We start from the raw sequence: 18,879 nt of genomic DNA on the forward strand, positions 1-18,879 counted from the left end.
TAGGTTGACTCAAGCCTTAACAAAACTTTATAAAATTTTAACAAAAAAACTAGCGCATTATTATTCAAGCGACTATAATTTAACCGCTTTTAAAGCAAAATAATGCTAATAAGTTGAGCAGTTAATTATAAAAATTCAAATAAAACAAAAAATTACTTGACAGGATAATCGAAATGCGCTATCATCTTTGGCATATGGCATATGGCATATGGCCTGCCAAACCTATGCCCTAAATTTTTTTCATTTTCACCGTAGCCAAAAAACGGCTCTATTCTCTTTTTTATTACCTAGTCTAGCAAAATTGTCCGATTTATCGGCAATATTCTCGTCGAGAACGAAGTATTTATCCAAGTCGCTGTTAGCTTTTGCGCCATTACTCTTACTGCCGTACTCGGTGAGTTCGCTGGCATTGTCAGTCCAGTCCCAGCAGGTCATTCAAGGCTCCGCACCATATTTAAGCATTGATGGTGTAACTAAAGTTGTTAGCATGAAAGACTTATTGGGCATAAGGCTGCCAAATATCAGCTATATTCCTCAGGGGGCAAATAGTGCACTTTATCCTAATGCAACAATAGATCAATCGAACGTAAATGCACCGATCGAGATGGCAAATATAACGGATACATTTGCCGATATACAAACAATAGTACCATTGGTAAATTACCCTGAACTTCAATTAAATGATTTAGTTGTTTCACCTTATAATTATGGTCATGACGATGACGGCGATGATAATATAAATGCAACAGGACAGTTAACCATAAAATGGCAAGATAAAAATGGTACAGATATTACAGGAGAGGTTAAAGCCAATCCGAATAAACGGTTTAATCTTTGTGATGGGCCTTATAAACTTACCTTAACAGCAACTGCAGGCACTTTATCAACACAGTATGGTGTTCCCAATAGTAGCAGCTTTACGGGTAATGACCACAGTTACTATATTAATGGCAATATGAATAGGCCAGTTGCTTGCTATGCGCAACCAAATTTAGCTTACGATGACCATGCTTTTGGTACTACCATTTGGGATATGGATGGTCCAAATTGGGTTTCGTTAAAAGGGTTTAAAGTCACAAATAATAGCAATATAGCAGAGAACTTCCCGACGACGGGATCAGATAGGTTATATTTCTATTTATTATTGGGAGGGATCTCCCCTGAACAAGTTATAGCTGCAAATGGTACAACGGTGAGTGCGGTTAGCGGTAGTGGTGTATCATTATCGTTAAGCAAAGAGAATACACAACATTGGGCTATTGACATGGATAGGATATGTAGAACTTGTATTCGAGGTGGTAACCTTTATCCTGGTGGTGATGAAGCATTGAAGATTGTATTAAAAGGTCCTTCGATAAATTCAAGTAATAAGGCTTTTTCTCCTTCGTTATTTAAGCTTTATTCTGATGTAAATCATACAAAATTACTGTATAGCTTTAAGATAGAACGTTGGTATATCTCTCAACCAGGATCGACAGTAAGATATGGGTATGCGGATGCTCAAAACTTTTGTCGTAATTTAGGAAATGGTTATCGAATTCCCGATATAAATGACTACACCAATGGGAATGGAGCAGGCTGGACTGAAGGTTTATCGGGAAGAAGTATTAATAACAGTCAACGAAAAGTCAGTTATAAAGATATTAGTGGTAAATGGGTTGGGGGATTATTTAACGAGTGGGGGTTTACTGCCAATACTATGAATAATTTCTATGAAGGTAGTGACTGGAATCTCAGTATTGGTAATAATTGGGATAATGATACAGGATATTGGGCTAATTCATATAATGGCAGTCTATATAGTGTTTATTCAGCCGATGGGGGTATTGAGCTGCAGAGTACTACTTATAGTCGCTTTATGGCTTGTGTTACCCCTTAAGTCTATACGTGCGTTTCTTGTCAAAAGCGATATTGTTTTACAGCGATGATGAGAATGCATCTATTTGTAGACCTTAATCTTAAACCTAGACCGAGTTTGCGCTTTTGCTGTTTGACAGCAAAAGCGCTTTTTTCTCAAAATAAGTTAAATTTCTAAGCAGAATTTTGGTGAAGAATGATTATTAGTTCATAGTAAAAAAACATTTGGCTTCTTCAATATTAGTTGAAAAGCCATTGGTTTTATTATTTTTTAAGCAATCTTCTCTTTCAAAACATCCTATCTTTACAACAACCGCTTAATAATCCTATCCACTTTAATGCGGCTCAGCCGCTTTATTAATTTATGGACTTGGGTAGGATAAAATTGGCTCGCTTGGATTTGTTGAAAGTGCGTAACCAACGTTGTTTTTTGGCGAATCGTGTTAAGTTCTTGATTGAACTTATCTCTTAATTCTTGTTTTGGATCGTGCACTAGTATACCGTTTTCAAGGTCAAGGCGCCACGCTCGTGGGTTTAGGTTGTTGCCGGTTATGAGTGCCCAATTATCATCTACCCAGATGCCTTTTAAGTGATAGGTTTGAGATTCGTCTTTCCATAATCTTATTGTGAGTTGCTCTTTATCAATAAAATTTTGTAGGCGTTCAATAAAGCGTCTTAAGTTGATTTCGTATAAATAAGGCAGTCCGCCCGATATGTTAAAGGGTTGGTCGGGTGGGATATAGAAGTCGTTGGCTTCTTTGTCGCCAATGATTAATTCAACTTGACGTCCTTTGCGTAACAGGCGAATGATGTCGCGCACTAGGATGTTAGGTAAATTAAAGTAAGGCGTGCAAAAAATGATTTTTTGTTCGGTTATATTTATTAGGTGATGGATAATTTTATTGAGTGAGTTGTTACGCCCAAGCCCCATTATTGGCGCAATCGATAATGTTTCGTTGTCGGCATTGCCGTTGTATTGGTAGCTGGCATCCATTAGGTGTTGGCGCAGGGTTTTTATTTCGGATTTGATTTGTTTGCGCGTTTTGTGTACGCCCGTATTGAGCAATTGTAAAGCCTCATACGGTATAAAGTGGTCGTTGATGAACTGCACCATGCTATCAGCTAATAATGGATTGGTAATTAAGTGGTAGCGGTCATAACGGTATTTTTCAAGTTTATGTAAATAGACGTTGTTGATGCTTGCACCGCTGTATATGACGGTATTATCAATAATAAAACCTTTTAGGTGCAGTACGCCAAGCACTTCTCGGCGGTTTACGGGTACACCATAAATAGGGATGTCGATGTCAGGGTGTTGTTGTTTGAGCTGGTAGTAATAGTTGGCGTTGGTGTGGGCTTTGTCTTCACCAATTCGCCCCCGTTGTGCGCGGTGCCAGTCAACAAATATTTTGATATCTAAATTTGGGCGCTGTTGTTTGATTTGATACAGTTCGTTAAGAATTTCTTTGCCAGCTTCGTCTTGTTCTAGATAGAGCGCAACAATATAAATGCGATTTTGTGCTTGTTTTATGTTTTCAATTAAAGCTAGTCGATATGCTTTAGGATCATATAAAATTTGGTATTGGTCAGCATTTTGTTGAATTTTGGCTAGTTCATCAAGATGCTTTTGATGATTGTATTTTATAAATGGTATTCGCATGATCTATTTATCGTTATAACTGACCAGTTACGTTAGGGTTTTATCTAAGGTAATTTAAATAAGGCCAGTAAGAATAACACTCCTTTTTATTTGTATGCATTTTTTCTAAGTTGCTTTAGGTTCAGCGTGCAATGTTATGCCTCTTGCAACCTGTTTATGCTTTATTGTCGGTGATAATAAATGGTTTAAGATTGTTCATCAACCCATGTTTGAATTATTTTATAAGTCAATGCTAGTACCACTGGACCAATAAATAACCCCATTATGCCAAAGCCAAGTAATCCGCCAATGACGCCAAATAATATAAGTAAAAACGGTAAGTCAGCCCCTTTTTTTATTAAGTAGGCTCGCATTACGCTATCTAAGGTCGTTAATATGACCGCAACAACAATTAAGATGATACCTGCAATGGTATTGCCAGACCAAAATTGCCAAAAAATGCACCCTAGCATCACAATCACAGGACCAATTTGTGCTACACAGCAAATAAATAAGATCAGCGTTAGCACACCAGGCAATGGCATTTCGGTTAATAGAAAACTTAATCCGCCAATTAGGGCTAAGGTGATAGCCGTAACCACAACCCCAAGTGCTACTGCACGAATAGATTGTCCAGCAAGAGTGACGGTGGTTGTGCCGTATTGTTTTGATAGTCGATTAGCAAGTAAGTAGACATATTTTGTGATACTTTCGCCTTTTAAAAAAAGAAGTAAGCTAAATATAATCATGACGCCAGCATGAAAGATGAATATGCCAATGTTGGTGACTTGTTCAAGTAGCCAACCTATCATGGTGCCAATATAAGGTTGTATGTTTGAGACTAAGTCAGAACCATCAGTTTGAATCAGGTTTAACCATTTTTGGTGTAGTTCAGGACCAAAAGCGGGGATGTTATTTAGCCAGTCTAACTTTGGCAACTCTTGATGTGAAAGTGATTTTGCCCATTCAATAAGGTGGTGACCATTTTGGGCTACCGAACTAATAATTAATATAAAGGGTATAATGCAAACAAGTGCCAATATGAGCGCCATTATTAGTAACGATAACCAGCGTTTGTTAAATAGCTTTTGTTGAATTTTTATCATTAGTGGCCAAGTGGCAATAACTACCATTACCGCCCAGAAGAATCCAAATAAGAATGCTTCAATAACACGATAGGTAATAATGATTAGCAACCCAATGATTAACAGGTTTAAAATCAACTTGAGTAAATCAGTAGTGTTTTTTTCTGCTGGCATTTTTTTACCATATTTATTAATCTTGATGGCGTCATTATACGCATTATCACTTCAAATTAATACGATGGTGTTTATAATTAATTATTTTAATGGAGATTTTAAAATGAAAAAATTACTGTTATTAACATTATTAGGTGTGGCATTAACCGCATGTGCAAATTCCCCAAAAGTGAAGCCTGTTGCACAAAATGCTAATGATACAGCGCCATTTCCTGCAGCTCAAGTTGGCTTTACGCGTTATGCTATCCATTTGCCTGCTATTGCTAATGAGAACAATACAAAAGTTGAAGTGATCATTGGTAAAGAGATGAATGTTGATTGTAATTTCCATAATTTAGGTGGTGTAGTTAAGCAAGAAGAGCTTAAAGGTTGGGGATACTCTTATTATGTTGTTGAAAAGACCGTTGGTAACCTGTCAACCTTAATGGCTTGCCCAGAAGGTACTAATAAAAATCAATTTGTGACGATTAACCATAATTTAGGTTTGTTGAATTATAACAGTAGCTTACCTTTAGTTTTTTATGTGCCAAACGATTTACAAGTTAAATATCAAGTTTGGCAACCTAATGGTAAAACCATGCAAGCTACTGCCGAATAATAATGGGTAATTAATTGCTAAATGGTCATCAATTATTCCCTGAGTGGTTAAAACATAGCCACTCAGTTACGAAAGTTTTAATATTTGATTTTTTAAGTAGACATCTTGAAAAAAAAAGGTATTTTATCCCTCGTAATGCAAGGTTAGCTCTACTCGTTCATTTATTTTATTAATGACTTGTGATTGCCTGATTACCTCGGTTTCGCTTGGCGATTGTAATATTGGTTATTTATATCATTGTTAGCATCGTCGATAGCAAAATTTGGGGGTCCGTTGTGTCTTTGCAATGGGCTTGTGTCTAACATGTAATATCCCTACAACTAGAGGAGAAGTGGTGAGCATGTTTACTCAACGTAAAACAATTCTTTCAATCGTGGCTGGTGTTTCACTAGCGTTATCTCAATCTGCTATTGCTAAAGATCGCGTTGTGCATTTTTACAATTGGGCAGGGCAAATTGGTTCTAATACTATTTCGGATTTTGAAGAGTCGACTGGCATTAAACTTGTTTATGATGTGTACGATTCGAACGAAATCCTTGAAGGTAAATTAATGGCGGGCCATTCTGGTTTTGATGTGGTTTCTCCTTCTGATAGCTTTTTAGCTAAACAAATTAAATCAGATGTTTATTTACCGTTAGATAAAAGCAAGTTACCAAACTGGAAAAATCTTGATCCAAATTTAATGAGGTTAATGGCAACGCACGATCCTGACAATAAATATGCCATCCCTTATGTGTGGATGACAACAGGTATCGGCTATAACATTGATAAAGTGAAAGAACGTTTGGGCAAAGACGCGCCAGTCGATAGTTGGGATTTAGTCTTTAATCCTGAAAATATGGAAAAACTCAAAGATTGTGGTGTGGCATTTTTAGATGCACCAACCGAAATTTTTGCGAGTGCACTTCGATATTTAGGTAAAGATCCAAACAGTACTGACGCTAAAGATTACACAGGTGCGGCTTATGAGTTGTTAGAAAAGGTAAGGCCAGATATTCGTTACTTCCATTCTTCACAATATATTACCGATTTAGCAAATGGCGATATTTGTGTGATTTTAGGTTGGTCAGGCGATATTTTACAATCACGTGATAGAGCAAACGAAGCGAAAAATGGTGTGCATATTGGTTATCAAATTCCAAAAGAAGGCGCATTAGTCTTTTTTGATACCTTTGCAATTCCAAAAGATTCAGACAACCCTGACGAAGCTCATGAGTTTTTAAATTTTGTTATGAAACCTGAAATTGCCGCACAAGTCACTAACGATGTGAACTTTGCTAGCGCTAATAAAGAAGCAAATGACAAATTTATAAAACCAAAAGTGAAAAACGATCCAGCGGTTTATCCAAAACCAGAAGTGATGGAAAAACTATTCACTTTGCAAGTTAAAGATCCTAAACTTGAGCGCGTAATTACTCGTACGTGGACTAAACTCAAAACTGGTAAATAGTTGATATTTTGTATATCGCGTTAAAATGATAATTCTAGACGGATGGGCTATTGAGTCTTTCCGTCTCGTTTTTTTTGGCTTGTTGTTATGAGGAAAATAGAGTGAACAATAAAACAACAAATCAGGTACAGCCTAAAAAAAAGATGATAACTCCACTGTTGGAGATCAAAAATTTAACCAAAGTTTTTAATGATGATTATTATGCTGTTGATGATGTTAATTTGACTATCTACACTGGCGAAATTTTTGCTTTATTAGGTGCGTCAGGCAGTGGTAAATCCACTTTGTTACGAATGCTTGCCGGTTTTGAACAGCCTACGTCGGGGCAGATTATTCTTGATGGTAAAGATTTATCGCAAGTTCCACCTTATGATCGTCCAATTAATATGATGTTTCAATCGTATGCTCTGTTTCCTCACATGACGGTTGAGCAGAATATAGCCTTTGGTTTAAAACAAGACAAATTAGATAAAGCCGAAATCAAACAACGCGTTGACGAAATGTTAGCCCTTGTGCATATGGAGCAATTTGGTAAGCGTAAACCGCATCAATTATCTGGCGGTCAAAGACAACGTGTGGCTTTAGCCAGAAGTTTAGCCAAACGTCCAAAATTATTATTGCTTGATGAGCCAATGGGTGCGTTAGATAAACAACTTCGCGATCGTATGCAACTTGAAGTAGTGAGTATTTTAGAACAGGTAGGCGCAACGTGTGTTATGGTAACTCATGATCAAGAAGAGGCCATGACCATGGCAGGGCGTATTGCCATTATGAATAAAGGCCAATTTGTACAAATCGGCGAGCCTGAAGAGATTTATGAACACCCAAATTGCCGTTATAGTGCTGAGTTTATTGGTTCGGTAAATATTTTTGACGGTATTTTGCAAGAAACACAAGAAGATGGTTTGATCATTAGCTGCCCTATGATTAAGCATCCATTAAAAGTCGATTATGATTCGCCTGCAGTTGAAGGTGTGCCAACACAAGTCGCACTACGTCCAGAAAAAATTAAACTATGCGACGAAATCCCAGAAGATGGCTACAATGTGGCAACTGGTGAAGTCGTTGAAATCGCTTACCTTGGGGATCTGTCGATTTATCACGTTAAATTACCAAGTGGACAAATTATCATTGCACAGCTACAAAATGAGCATCGCTATCGCAAAGGCATGCCAACTTGGGGTGACATAGTTAACTTAAGTTGGGAAGTAGATAGTTGTGTTGTGCTTACTGAATAAACATAAGAGGATATCATAATGCGATCCATTGTATTAGGATTGTTGTTAAATGCATTTGTGTTGCTCAATGTTTATTTGCGTTTTGCAACAACAGGGGCGTTTGATAACTTATTTTTAGATGCGCTATTTACCGCAATGACATTGAGCTTTTTATTGTCATGCTTGGGGTTATTTTTAGTAAATTATAAACCATCTAGGTTTGCTTATAGGCTGATTATTGCTGGCAGTATATTATTTGTCCCTGCGGGGCTTGTGGCAATCTATTTTGCTTATAAAAAAATGCAACAACAACGCTCAGAAGCCGATCTAATGACTCTTTATGGACGATTAATTGTTATTGCCATTCCTTATTTATGGATGCTTTTGCTCTTTTTATTGCCATTTTTAATTGTATTTAGGATTAGTTTTTCTGAAAAAATCTTTACGATTCCGCCTTATACTGATTTGTTTAGTTTCGATGACGGGTTGCTAAATATTGCTTTGAACTTTGGTTATTATATTAACTTAGTTACTGATAATATTTATATTGAGTCTTATTTAGAATCATTAAAAATTGCGGCTATTTCAACCATATTATGTATTTTAATTGGTTACCCATTAGCATGGGCAATTTCAAAATGTAAACAATCTACACGTAATATTCTATTATTGTTGATTATTTTGCCGTCTTGGACGTCATTTTTAATTCGAGTTTATGCGTGGATTGGTATTTTAAATCAAGAAGGCTTGTTAAATCACTTTTTAATGTGGTTAGGGGTTATTGATCAGCCTCTGGTGATTATAAAGACTTATTTGGCAGTTTATATTGGTATTGTGTATTCTTATTTACCGTTTGTTGTGTTACCTATTTATACTTCATTAAGTAAAGTGGATTCGACGTTAATTGAAGCCGCATTAGATTTAGGTTGTAAACCAATAAGGACCTTTTTCAAAATTATTGTGCCACTTACCAAAAATGGCATTATTGCAGGCGGTATGCTGGTGTTTATTCCGGCCGTTGGTGAATATGTGATACCTGAATTATTAGGACCATCTCAAAGTATCATGATTGGTACGCAAATTTGGACTATATTCTCTCGGGATACTGATTGGCCGGCAGCATCTGCTGTTGCGACAGTTATGTTGTTGATTTTAATAGTGCCAATTTACTATTTCAATAAGTTTCAAAGCCGACAAATGGAGGGTAAATAGATGAATGATTTACCTGTTATTTTGCGATCTTCTGTGATTGTATTTATTTCATTGCTATTGGGTTCGTTAGTACTATCGATATTGATTAGTTCGGCTGGGTTAAATCTGCTTATCGATATGAGCTTATATATTAACTGTTTGATCTTTAGTTTTATTGTGACAGTGATTGTGACATTATCGCTTATTTTTCGATGCCTTAAAGGACTTATTTTATTGGTGGTATTTTCTTTTTTATATATCCCAATGATTATTTTAATTGTTTATTCATTTAATAGTTCTCGCTTAGTTACGGTGTGGGCTGAATTTTCAACTAAATGGTACTTTGAGCTAATGCATAATGAAGAGCTATTTAAAGCTGTTGGCCTGAGTTTAGCAATTGCCGCATGTGCAGCGACTTTTGCAACAATTTTAGGTACGCTTGCTTCTTATGCTGTTGTTCGCTTTAAACGATTTAAAGGGGCAAATCTGTTTTCATTTATGACAACAGCACCGCTTGTTATGCCTGATATTATTACAGGATTGGCATTATTGCTTTTATTTGTCGGTATGGGACAAATTCTTGGGTGGCCAAAGGACCGTGGCGCAATTACTATTTGGATGGCGCATACGACCTTCTGTATGGCTTATGTAACAGTGGTGATTAGTGCAAGGCTCCGTGAACTTGATAAATCAATTGAAGAAGCCGCTTTAGATTTAGGTGCTAATCCATTGAAAGTGTTCTTTATTATTACATTGCCAATGATTGCACCGGCATTAGTTTCTGGTTGGTTATTAGCCTTTACTTTGTCTCTTGATGATGTCGTGATTGCTAATTTCGTAACGGGGCCGGGAGCAAAGACATTACCGAAGTTGATCTTTGCAAAAGTGAAATTAGGCGTCGATCCGCAAGTTAATGCGCTTGCAACTATTATTTTATTGATAGTTGGTATTATCGGGTTTATTTCATGGTTATGGATGCGTCAAGCTGAACGACGTCGAATAAATGGATCTCGTATGCATTAATACACACCGCACTTTCTATTATTGCCGCGCTTTGCGGCAATATTTCGTTTTAAAATCTCCGTGTTTTTTTTATCATTTTGTATTATAGTGTGACTTGTCAATCTTTTTGGCAAAATTCTCAGGGCGGGGTGTAAGTCCCCACCGGTGGTATAGCCCACGAGCGCTTAATTTGTCTTGTTAACTGTGGTGATTTTTTTATTGTTCAGTTAATTTTAAGAGGTTAAGGTCAAGCAGATTTGGTGAAATTCCAAAGCCGACAGTTAAAGTCTGGATAAAAGAGAGTTGCTTATCTTTCCAATATTTGCTGAAAGGCAAAACCATGCTAGTCGAGCACTGCCCTGATTCTGGTATTTTATTTATTTGTACTTAATTAATTTAATGGCTAAATAGATCATTGTTAAATGGTTAAACGGTTATTTAAAGTTGATTAAGTAAATAATGAAATGAGCAAGTGAAAATATATAGGTATTTACCATGAATCAGTTTAATTTAAATGAGTTTGGCACGCCCATTGAACGTGTCAAAAAAGCGATCGCATCAATTCAAGCCGGTCAAGGTGTGCTGGTTTTAGACGATGAAGACCGTGAAAACGAAGGCGATATTATTTGGGCTGCCGAGTCTATTACTAGCCAGCAAATGGCGCTGACGATTCGTTACGGGAGTGGCATTGTTTGTTTATGTTTGCCACAAAAACGTTGTGATGAGTTACATTTGCCAATGATGGTGGCAAATAATACCAGCAAAAACAATACAGCATTTACTATTTCGATTGAAGCTGCTAATGGAGTTACAACTGGTGTATCAGCTGCTGATCGCGTTACAACTATTAAGGCGGCGGTGAATGACAATGCTAAGCCGAGCGATCTTAATCATCCGGGGCATGTGTTTCCTTTAGTTGCTAAAGAGGGCGGTGTTTTAGTTCGCCGTGGCCATACTGAAGCGTCGATTGATTTAGTGACACTAGCAGGTTTAAAACCTGCCGCAGTTCTGTGTGAGTTAACCAACGATGATGGTACTATGGCACGAGCACCTGAAGTGGTTAAGTTTGCTAAACAATATCATATGCCCGTTGTGACCATTGAAGATATTGTTGAGTATCGTAAATCGTTAACAGTGTAGTAATGAAAAAAATGACTTTAAATAATTTTTTTAAATCATAGTAATATTAAAATATTGTTTGCTATTTATGCCATTTTCCGCCGAAAACATCGGCGGATAGGAGTTGAAATCAACCAAGTACCTTTAAAGCACAGGCTTTTGTTATTTTGACGCCGTTTTCTAATGCTGAAGTGTCGAACTTCATTTCTGGATGATGTAATCCTGGGGTTAAATCAGCACCTAATCCCCAAAAGCCAGCTTTGACATTGCGTTGACATGGATAGTTGAAAAAATCTTCTCCACCTGGAGTAAAAATTGGATCTTTTAAACCCGCTTTTCCAAGTACATCAACAATTGCTTCGGCAATAATTTGGGTGACATCGTTATTAATTTCAGCAGCTGGGATCTCTTTAGTGACATTAATATCCACTTTGGCACCGATAGATTCGGCACTGAGTTTTATTGCATTTAGAGTTTTGGCTTTTAGTTCATTCATAGCTGGATTTGTTGAGGTTCTTAGATCCCAACATACATACGCTTCAGATGGAATGGCATTAGTTACACCTGCATCACAAATGCAACGTGTTGCTTTGACGCTATAAGTTAAACTTGGTGCAAGGTGAATGGTGTTAACCGCCTGAATGGCAAGTGCTGCTGCATCAAGCGCATTAATGCCTAAATGTGGGCGAGCACCATGTGCAGGTATTCCATGAATATTGGCTTCAACGGTAGTGGATGCCGAATAGTACATTGCTGCTGAGGCAAAGCCTTTAGGACATTCATCTTTAGGGCGTAAATGTAAGCCGATAATCATGTCAACATCGTCAATAACGCCACCTTCAATCATGGCTAAAGCGCCTGAACCAAGCTCTTCAGCTGGTTGGAAGATCAGTTTTAATCGTCCTTTTTTGATGTTGTTTTCTTTTATTAGTTCTTGTGCCGCAGTTAATAATATTGATGAGTGGCCGTCATGACCACATGTGTGTCTTGCACAATGCTTACCATCAATGATATGACCCAATGCATCCATATCAGCTCGTAAAGCCAGAACAGGACCCGGTTTTCCGCTATCATATTGGGCAACTATGCCTGTTGTGTTATTAATATTACGGCTTACCTTATAACCGACTTGTTCAAGCTGCTGTGCAATATATGCTGATGTTTTGTGTTCTTCAAACCCTAATTCAGGAATTTGATGTAAATATTGGTAATGTTCTAATACGTTGGACATTGAGATCTCCTTTATTAAGCAATAAATCGCATAATAATCATTGCAATAAGTGCATTAAAAATACTGGTTAACATAAGCAACGGCCAGTATTTTTTAGGTACATCTGCAACGCCTAATAATCGTCCCATATATTGCAATTGTGAGCCCATTAAGAAAATAGCGGGAGCAAGAATGGTTATTGCTGTCACATTAAGTGTGCCACTAGTAAATAAGTTAACGGCAACACCAGTTCCCGCTGATGCTGATAACCATGCGGTCAATAGTACGGTAATGGCTTCGCCAGGTAGGCCAAAAATTTCCATGACTGGCGCGCAATAAGTTCCAATAAATTGCATTATACCTAAACGTTTTAGAATTTCGGTGATAACAAATGCCATTAAGATGTTTGGCATTAAATTGTTAATGGCGATATTGAATCCTTTGCGTGCACCAATAACAAAGATATCTAAAGGGTTATTTGTTTGTTTTTGTGAATTACTCATTGATAAAATCCTTTTTATAAATTGAATTTAATACCAAGCGGACCAGTATGGCACCAACAAATTTAAGCACTAACATAATGACAAGAGGAATAAAAATAGCCACGGTCATTGAGGCAAATAATGCTGAACCAATCGAAAAGTAGTTATTGATTAAACCTGCACCAGAATATTGCCAAGCACTAATGATGATCAGATCCTTTTTGGTAATTTGCTTTTCGTCATATAATTCTTTGGTTAATACCGCACCTGCATCAGTGCTTTGTAGATCGGTAATTAATGCAAGTCCAGTTTTGCCCGGAACGCCTAAAATTGGTTTTAATAATGGCGTTAATAATTTGTGTGCTGCACGGATTGTGCCGTAATGGGTAAAGATCTCTAACACGCCTAAAGCTAACATAACCGTTGGTATAAGAGATAAAGCAAAAATAAAGCCAGCTCTTGCACTGTTACCTCCTTCACCTACAAAGGTGTTCTTTTCAGGATGAAGCATGGTGCCAAATTTACCGCTTAAACTAGTAAAATCAAATGCACCTAGCCATTCTTTACCCTCTACATTAAAAAACAACCCCGAAAAAAACAAAATTGCCACCACCAGTGACACATAGGCTTTTATACCCACTTTGAACTCATTGTCTGATTTTTTTGACATGCTATCTTCCTTTTCATTTGATTTAAAATACTGATATCCTATAAATGGCAATATTTTAGAAGTGTAAAAAATGTCTACTTCATGTTTTACTTATAAAATAGCCCAAAAGTGCTATTTTATTATTCTATAACGATTCTAAATTAAATTGAAAAAGATATAACTATTTTTATTTTTTTCTAAAAATTCATCTGGTTCGTTTATATCTTGCAAAAAATATCGGCCTATAAAGGCAGCGGATGTGAGCTTGTATAAATGCTAAAATATTGAATTATACAATTTTGTCCTTGCCATTTATAATTCTTCATTATAGAATTACTTACTTATTTGAAAAATAAGAATAAAAATTGTGAAGATGTTTCATAACGTTAAGCGGTTTTGGTTTAATCATTAGGAATATATAACAATTGACATCTTTTGGTGGCAGATCTTTGTTTGCGAACCATCTTCTGTTTTGCCGTTGCTTATCGGCAATATAGCATAATCAATCATTATACTAAAAATAGATTGCAGTAAAAAATTGATTACTACGGCAAAAATAAAATAGCGAAGCGAGGTAGCTATGTTTAGCGTGAATAAAGAGTGGGCATTTGTGATGCTAACTTGCTTTTTTGAATTATGTTGGATTTTAGGGTTTAGTTTCGCAACCGAGCTTTGGCAATGGGGTATTATTGTGTTGCTCATTATTGTCGATTTTACGTTTTTGACTAATGCTTGTAAGACAATTCCGACAGGTACAGTTTATGCCATATTTTCTGGGGTTGGTGCAATTGGGGCAACTGCGATTGATATGTTGCTTTTTGGAAAAGAGATTAAATTAATTCAACTTTTTTTTGTGGCACTAATTATTATTGGTGTTATACAACTCAAACGAGCCGATAGTTAATATTATAATAAAGGACAATTTTAATCATGGGATGGCTGTTGATATTGATCGCGTCAGTTTTTGAAGTAGTTGGTGCAATTGGCCTTAAGCTGTATGCTGAGCAAAAAAATTTGTTTAGACTTGTGTTATATTGGGGGGGATTTTTTGTTTCTTTTGTCCTTTTTTATTTTTCACTTCATTATCTTGATTTAAGTATTGTATATCCTGTTTGGGTAGGGCTTGGTACATCGGGTGCGGTGTTAGCTAATATGTTATTATTTAATGAGCCTAAAAACTTTCCTCGTTTGTGTGGGCTTTCCATTATTATTATTGGTGTTATAGGTCTACATGTTACTTTATGATTATTTTTCGTTAGTTTATTGCGGATAAAAAAAACCGGAGATAAACTCCGGCAATGTAAAATGTAAATTAAGATCATTGGATGAATAAAAAGAAATTAGATTTCGTTAGCATGCTCTTTTAAGAAACTAGCAACACCGTTTGGATTTGCTTTCATGCCTTTTTTACCTTTTGTCCATTGTGCAGGACAGACTTCGCCGTGCTCTTCATGGAATTGAAATGCATCAACAATACGAATCATTTCGTCGATATTGCGACCGATTGGTAAGTCATTAATGGTTTCATGACGTACAATACCTGTTTTATCAATAAAGAATGAAGCACGTAGTGCAACACCCGCTTCAGGATGTTCAATGCCATAAGCTTGCATAATTGAGTGTTTGATATCGGCAACAATTGGGAATTTGACTTCGCCAATACCGCCTTTGTCTTGTGGGGTATTGCGCCATGCATTGTGCACGTATTCTGAGTCCATTGAAACACCAATTACTTCAACTCCTCGTTTTTTAAATTCTTCTAGGCGGTGATCAAATGCAATGATTTCTGATGGACAAACAAAAGTGAAGTCCATTGGCCAAAAGAAGACAACAGCATATTTACCTTGAATATGTTGTGATAAATTGAAGTTGTTAACAATTTCACCAGAACCTAAAACAGCTGTTGATGTGAAATCTGGTGCTTTGCGAGTGACTAATGTCATGCGTTTTCTCTCCTGTGTATTAGTGCAAATTTGTTGCTGTGTATTATAGCGATTTAAACCTATTGTCCAAGTTGTTATAAACAATTGATATCATAAGTTTAAGCTATTAATGGTTGATTTATTATTAGGTATTAATTATTGTTCTTTTAGGTTTACCTTTATTTTTGATATCTCGATGGCGTTGTTTTATTTTTTTCTTTTTAACATCTTCTTTTTTATTGGCGTTTTTTAATTTTGCTTTCTGTGAAGGCTTTTTCTTAGCTGCTGGTTTTGGCGCTTTTGTTTTAGGCCGCAATTCGTCAATTGTTCTTAATTTGATCGGTTCTTGAATGTAGCGCTCAATTTTTTGCAACAATTCGTTATCATGTGCTTCGACTAGTGTTATTGCAGTGCCTTTTTTCCCTGCGCGAGCAGTGCGACCAATACGGTGCAAATAAACATCGGCAGTTTTCGGGGCATCAAAATTAATAACGTGGGTGATATCGTCAATATCAATTCCACGCGCTGCAACATCAGTTGCAACCAGTACATTAACAATGTTATTGCTAATTCTTTTGATTGCTTCGTTGCGTTTTGCTTGTACCATTTCACCTTCTAAATAGCAACTGTGGATGCCAGCTTGATGCAGCAGGCTAACTAATTCGTGCACACGTTCACGTTTACGAACAAATACAATGGTTTTTTTTAATTCTTGTTGTTTTAATAAGTGAGTAAGCAGTGCCACTTTATGGGGTAAGTCGTCAGCACGATAATAGAATTGTAGGATCTTTTTTCGCTCTTTACGTGATGGATCGGCATTGATTTCAATTGGTGCATTTAAAATGCGACTGGCAAAATTATGCAGTCCTTCGCCTTCAAGTGTAGCTGAAAATAATAAAGTTTGTTTACGCCAGCGAGTTTCGGCTGATATGGTTTCGACATCTTGCGAAAAGCCCATGTCTAGCATGCGATCCGCTTCATCTAAAATCAACATTTCAACAGCTCGACAATCGAAATTCTCTTCTTTTATATACTGTAATAATCTACCTGTTGTTGCTATAACGATATCTTGGTTTTTACTAAATACCTCGGCGTGATTCATATAAGCAACACCGCCAGTAATGGTTGCAATACTTAAATGGGTGGATTCAGTTACTAATTTTGCTTGTTCGGCAATTTGCATAGCAAGTTCACGCGTTGGTGTTAAAATCAAAATGCGTGGTGGACCTGGTTTACGACGTGGAAAGTCCAATAAATGTTGTACAGCAGGAATTAAAAAAGCTAGTGTTTTGCCGGTACCTGTAGGCGCGGAGCCTAAAATATCTTTGCCATCTAGAGCAACAGGGATGGTTTGCGCTTGGATAACTGTTGGAGTATTTATATTTTGTGCTTGAAGATTGTGAATTAGTATATCATCTAATTCTAAATCAGAAAAAGTGTGTGCTGTCATAGTGTTTTTGTTATCTAAAATTATAGGGCACATTATAACGGCAATTGTTATAACTACAATCAATAAAAATGTAATGGATTATTATTCGTTCTCTATGAGGCGTTTGCTTGTAGCCAAGTTGTTGTGATTTAACGGCCTGCTTGTGTGTCTAATAATTATACGCTTTATTTCAGCAAAACTTATCATCACCGGTTATTTGTGATAAGATTAAGAGTATTATTATACCATGCGAAACGATTATTTGTTTACACAGTAGACATTAAATTAATCTAAGTAGTTTGGTGCTTAACCATTTTGTAAGTTAATACAGATTAACTTAAAATTCTATTGTTAAATAATACGCCTATAATCACTATCAGATAATGACGATGACTGAATGTTTCTCGAATGATAACTATAATCAACAATTAGAAAAAAAAGTAGATAATTTAAAAGCATTATTATCAGACTTTTCACTTCCCGAATTAGCTGTATATTCATCGCCTATTAGCCATTATCGTATGCGTGCTGAGTTTAGAATCTGGCATGATGGCGAAGATCTTTATCATATTATGTATGATAAAAAGACAAAAAAAAGGGTTAGGATTGATCAATTTCCTATCGCAACTAAACTCATTAATCAAGCCATGCAGGCGATTTTACCTTTGTTACAACATAATCAGTTGCTTCGCCATTTATTGTTTCAAATCGATTATTTTTCGACATTAAGTGGTCAGTTGTTAATTACGCTTTTGTATCATAAAAAATTAAGCGATGAGTGGACCATTGAAGCAAAAAAATTAAAAGTCCAATTAGCTGAACAGGGCATAGATGCCAGTATTGTCGGGCGAGCTAGTAATCAAAAAATAGCGATTGATGTTGATTATATTGACGAAGCTTTGCAAGTAATGGATAAGACGTTTCTTTATCGCCAAGTTGAAAATAGTTTTACTCAACCTAATGCTGCGGTAAATATTAAAATGCTACAGTGGGCTGTATCTGTTACTAAAAACTCATCGGGTGATTTACTTGAGTTTTATTGTGGTAATGGTAACTTTTCAATAGCGTTAGCGCAAAACTTTCGTAAAGTGCTGGCAACCGAAATTGCTAAAGCGTCGGTTTATTCTGCTCAGTATAATATTGCAGTTAACCACATTGATAATCTTACTGTTGTACGATTATCTGCTGAAGAATTTACCTCTGCAATTAAAAAAGAACGCGAGTTTAATCGTTTAAAAGGGATTAATTTAGATGATTATCAGTGTGATACGGTACTTGTTGATCCACCCCGCAGTGGATTGGATTTAAATACCATTGATATATTGAAATCCTATAAAACTATTATTTATATTTCGTGTAATCCTTATACATTGCGTGATAATTTGCAGCTATTGACCAAAACACATTCAATTCAACACTTTGCTATGTTTGATCAGTTTCCTTATACCGATCATATTGAAACAGGTATTGTGTTGTGTAAAAAGTAAAAGAAAGTAAAAGAATGTAGAATATAGAATATTATTTGCTAAAATACTCCGACATCTATACCTAACTGCTTGCCGTTTCCAGTTTATATACAAACTTACATCGATTTAGAATAAAAAAAACCCTAGATAAACTAGGGTGCATTAAATTGCAAGGAATGGATGAAAGGAAATAAAACAATGAAACAGTAATGTCTAGCTTCATGAATCATTGTGTGGCTACTATAACAAAGAAAAACCAACTAATTGATGACATTATTATTACAAAATAGTCATAAATTTATCATGGTTGGTTTAGCGTCTGTCATTTATTCTATAACATTGTTATGCAATTTCGGCAATCAGACAAATAACAAAGGAAGTATTCAAAT

At 36.3% G+C, this 18,879-nt stretch carries 17 protein-coding genes and 1 riboswitch; of the genes, 10 read left to right on the forward strand and 7 right to left on the reverse strand.

Going from position 1 to position 18,879, the window contains the following annotated elements:
• Positions 1 to 187 precede the first annotated feature (187 nt).
• The gene (locus ACYH9I_RS04480) at positions 188 to 1,879 is read left to right on the forward strand and encodes a hypothetical protein (RefSeq protein WP_483559232.1); all 1,692 of its coding nucleotides are present in this window, start codon (positions 188 to 190) and stop codon (positions 1,877 to 1,879) included.
• Positions 1,880 to 2,161: 282 nt separating this feature from the next.
• Here the strand turns inward: ACYH9I_RS04480 and pssA are convergent, their stop codons facing one another.
• Positions 2,162 to 3,517, reverse strand: a complete 1,356-nt coding sequence (pssA, locus tag ACYH9I_RS04485) for a CDP-diacylglycerol--serine O-phosphatidyltransferase (protein ID WP_483559234.1) — start codon at positions 3,515 to 3,517, stop codon at positions 2,162 to 2,164.
• A gap of 185 nt (positions 3,518 to 3,702) precedes the next feature.
• Positions 3,703 to 4,755 carry an AI-2E family transporter YdiK gene (gene ydiK / locus ACYH9I_RS04490; RefSeq protein WP_483559235.1) on the reverse strand — a complete coding sequence of 351 codons (1,053 nt, stop codon included), beginning with the start codon at positions 4,753 to 4,755 and terminating at the stop codon, positions 3,703 to 3,705.
• 103 nt (positions 4,756 to 4,858) lie between these two features.
• Here ydiK and eco point away from each other — a divergent pair, with 103 nt between their 5' ends.
• The 6 genes from eco (at position 4,859) to ribB (ending at position 11,353) form a co-directional block, all read left to right on the forward strand.
• A complete protein-coding gene (gene eco, locus ACYH9I_RS04495) occupies positions 4,859 to 5,353 on the forward strand; it encodes a serine protease inhibitor ecotin (RefSeq protein WP_483559237.1) in 495 nt (164 codons plus the stop codon).
• A 340-nt stretch (positions 5,354 to 5,693) separates the two neighbouring features.
• Positions 5,694 to 6,803, forward strand: a complete 1,110-nt coding sequence (locus ACYH9I_RS04500) for an extracellular solute-binding protein (protein ID WP_483559239.1) — start codon at positions 5,694 to 5,696, stop codon at positions 6,801 to 6,803.
• Between the two features lie 101 nt (positions 6,804 to 6,904).
• The gene (potG, locus tag ACYH9I_RS04505) at positions 6,905 to 8,041 is read left to right on the forward strand and encodes a putrescine ABC transporter ATP-binding subunit PotG (protein WP_483559240.1); all 1,137 of its coding nucleotides are present in this window, start codon (positions 6,905 to 6,907) and stop codon (positions 8,039 to 8,041) included.
• A 279-nt stretch (positions 8,042 to 8,320) separates the two neighbouring features.
• Positions 8,321 to 9,232 (forward strand): ABC transporter permease subunit, encoded by a 912-nt coding sequence (locus ACYH9I_RS04510; protein WP_091349757.1) that lies wholly within the window; start codon positions 8,321 to 8,323, stop codon positions 9,230 to 9,232.
• Positions 9,233 to 10,234: an ABC transporter permease subunit gene (locus ACYH9I_RS04515; RefSeq protein ID WP_483559242.1), complete on the forward strand. Its 1,002-nt coding sequence runs from the start codon at positions 9,233 to 9,235 to the stop codon at positions 10,232 to 10,234. It abuts the gene before it with no gap.
• Between the two features lie 110 nt (positions 10,235 to 10,344).
• Positions 10,345 to 10,521, forward strand: a riboswitch (FMN riboswitch).
• 187 nt (positions 10,522 to 10,708) lie between these two features.
• On the forward strand, positions 10,709 to 11,353 hold the full coding sequence (gene ribB, locus ACYH9I_RS04520) for a 3,4-dihydroxy-2-butanone-4-phosphate synthase (protein WP_483559243.1): 645 nt from the start codon (positions 10,709 to 10,711) through the stop codon (positions 11,351 to 11,353).
• Positions 11,354 to 11,462: 109 nt separating this feature from the next.
• On the opposite strand, the gene ACYH9I_RS04525 is transcribed toward ribB, so the two are convergent.
• The 3 genes from ACYH9I_RS04525 to ACYH9I_RS04535 are packed head-to-tail and all read right to left on the reverse strand — an operon-like array spanning position 11,463 to position 13,694.
• Complete coding sequence (locus ACYH9I_RS04525) at positions 11,463 to 12,563, reverse strand: M20 peptidase aminoacylase family protein (RefSeq protein WP_483559245.1); 1,101 nt, start codon at positions 12,561 to 12,563, stop codon at positions 11,463 to 11,465.
• A gap of 14 nt (positions 12,564 to 12,577) precedes the next feature.
• The gene (locus tag ACYH9I_RS04530) at positions 12,578 to 13,045 is read right to left on the reverse strand and encodes a YjiG family protein (RefSeq protein ID WP_483559247.1); all 468 of its coding nucleotides are present in this window, start codon (positions 13,043 to 13,045) and stop codon (positions 12,578 to 12,580) included.
• Positions 13,038 to 13,694 carry a nucleoside recognition domain-containing protein gene (locus ACYH9I_RS04535; protein WP_065639206.1) on the reverse strand — a complete coding sequence of 219 codons (657 nt, stop codon included), beginning with the start codon at positions 13,692 to 13,694 and terminating at the stop codon, positions 13,038 to 13,040. The genes ACYH9I_RS04530 and ACYH9I_RS04535 overlap by 8 nt, the downstream gene beginning before the upstream one ends.
• Positions 13,695 to 14,253: 559 nt before the next feature.
• Between ACYH9I_RS04535 and ACYH9I_RS04540 the strand changes: the two genes are divergently transcribed.
• Positions 14,254 to 14,577, forward strand: a complete 324-nt coding sequence (locus ACYH9I_RS04540) for a DMT family transporter (protein ID WP_483559250.1) — start codon at positions 14,254 to 14,256, stop codon at positions 14,575 to 14,577.
• Positions 14,578 to 14,603: 26 nt separating this feature from the next.
• The gene (locus ACYH9I_RS04545; RefSeq protein ID WP_483559252.1) at positions 14,604 to 14,918 is read left to right on the forward strand and encodes a DMT family transporter; all 315 of its coding nucleotides are present in this window, start codon (positions 14,604 to 14,606) and stop codon (positions 14,916 to 14,918) included.
• A 95-nt stretch (positions 14,919 to 15,013) separates the two neighbouring features.
• Here ACYH9I_RS04545 and ACYH9I_RS04550 read toward each other — a convergent pair whose 3' ends face one another.
• Together ACYH9I_RS04550 and srmB are read right to left on the reverse strand one after the other, a co-directional pair.
• The gene (locus ACYH9I_RS04550) at positions 15,014 to 15,616 is read right to left on the reverse strand and encodes a peroxiredoxin C (RefSeq protein WP_483559254.1); all 603 of its coding nucleotides are present in this window, start codon (positions 15,614 to 15,616) and stop codon (positions 15,014 to 15,016) included.
• 124 nt (positions 15,617 to 15,740) lie between these two features.
• Complete coding sequence (srmB, locus tag ACYH9I_RS04555) at positions 15,741 to 17,045, reverse strand: ATP-dependent RNA helicase SrmB (protein WP_483559256.1); 1,305 nt, start codon at positions 17,043 to 17,045, stop codon at positions 15,741 to 15,743.
• Between the two features lie 368 nt (positions 17,046 to 17,413).
• Here srmB and trmA point away from each other — a divergent pair, with 368 nt between their 5' ends.
• Positions 17,414 to 18,511, forward strand: coding sequence for a tRNA (uridine(54)-C5)-methyltransferase TrmA (trmA, locus tag ACYH9I_RS04560; RefSeq protein ID WP_483559258.1), 1,098 nt, complete (start codon positions 17,414 to 17,416; stop codon positions 18,509 to 18,511).
• Positions 18,512 to 18,879: the final 368 nt, after the last annotated feature.

The organism is Gilliamella sp. X-23 (genome assembly GCF_057063545.1).

Coding starts and splice junctions, on each gene's coding strand:
- pssA (WP_483559234.1), bottom strand. CDS start 3,517: ATGCGAATACCATTTATAAAATACAATCATCAAAAGCATCTTGATGAA.
- ydiK (WP_483559235.1), bottom strand. CDS start 4,755: ATGCCAGCAGAAAAAAACACTACTGATTTACTCAAGTTGATTTTAAAC.
- eco (WP_483559237.1), top strand. CDS start 4,859: ATGAAAAAATTACTGTTATTAACATTATTAGGTGTGGCATTAACCGCA.
- ACYH9I_RS04500 (WP_483559239.1), top strand. CDS start 5,694: ATGTTTACTCAACGTAAAACAATTCTTTCAATCGTGGCTGGTGTTTCA.
- ACYH9I_RS04510 (WP_091349757.1), top strand. CDS start 8,321: ATGCAACAACAACGCTCAGAAGCCGATCTAATGACTCTTTATGGACGA.
- ACYH9I_RS04515 (WP_483559242.1), top strand. CDS start 9,233: ATGAATGATTTACCTGTTATTTTGCGATCTTCTGTGATTGTATTTATT.
- ribB (WP_483559243.1), top strand. CDS start 10,709: ATGAATCAGTTTAATTTAAATGAGTTTGGCACGCCCATTGAACGTGTC.
- ACYH9I_RS04525 (WP_483559245.1), bottom strand. CDS start 12,563: ATGTCCAACGTATTAGAACATTACCAATATTTACATCAAATTCCTGAA.
- ACYH9I_RS04530 (WP_483559247.1), bottom strand. CDS start 13,045: ATGAGTAATTCACAAAAACAAACAAATAACCCTTTAGATATCTTTGTT.
- ACYH9I_RS04535 (WP_065639206.1), bottom strand. CDS start 13,694: ATGTCAAAAAAATCAGACAATGAGTTCAAAGTGGGTATAAAAGCCTAT.
- ACYH9I_RS04540 (WP_483559250.1), top strand. CDS start 14,254: ATGTTTAGCGTGAATAAAGAGTGGGCATTTGTGATGCTAACTTGCTTT.
- ACYH9I_RS04545 (WP_483559252.1), top strand. CDS start 14,604: ATGGGATGGCTGTTGATATTGATCGCGTCAGTTTTTGAAGTAGTTGGT.
- ACYH9I_RS04550 (WP_483559254.1), bottom strand. CDS start 15,616: ATGACATTAGTCACTCGCAAAGCACCAGATTTCACATCAACAGCTGTT.
- srmB (WP_483559256.1), bottom strand. CDS start 17,045: ATGACAGCACACACTTTTTCTGATTTAGAATTAGATGATATACTAATT.
- trmA (WP_483559258.1), top strand. CDS start 17,414: ATGACTGAATGTTTCTCGAATGATAACTATAATCAACAATTAGAAAAA.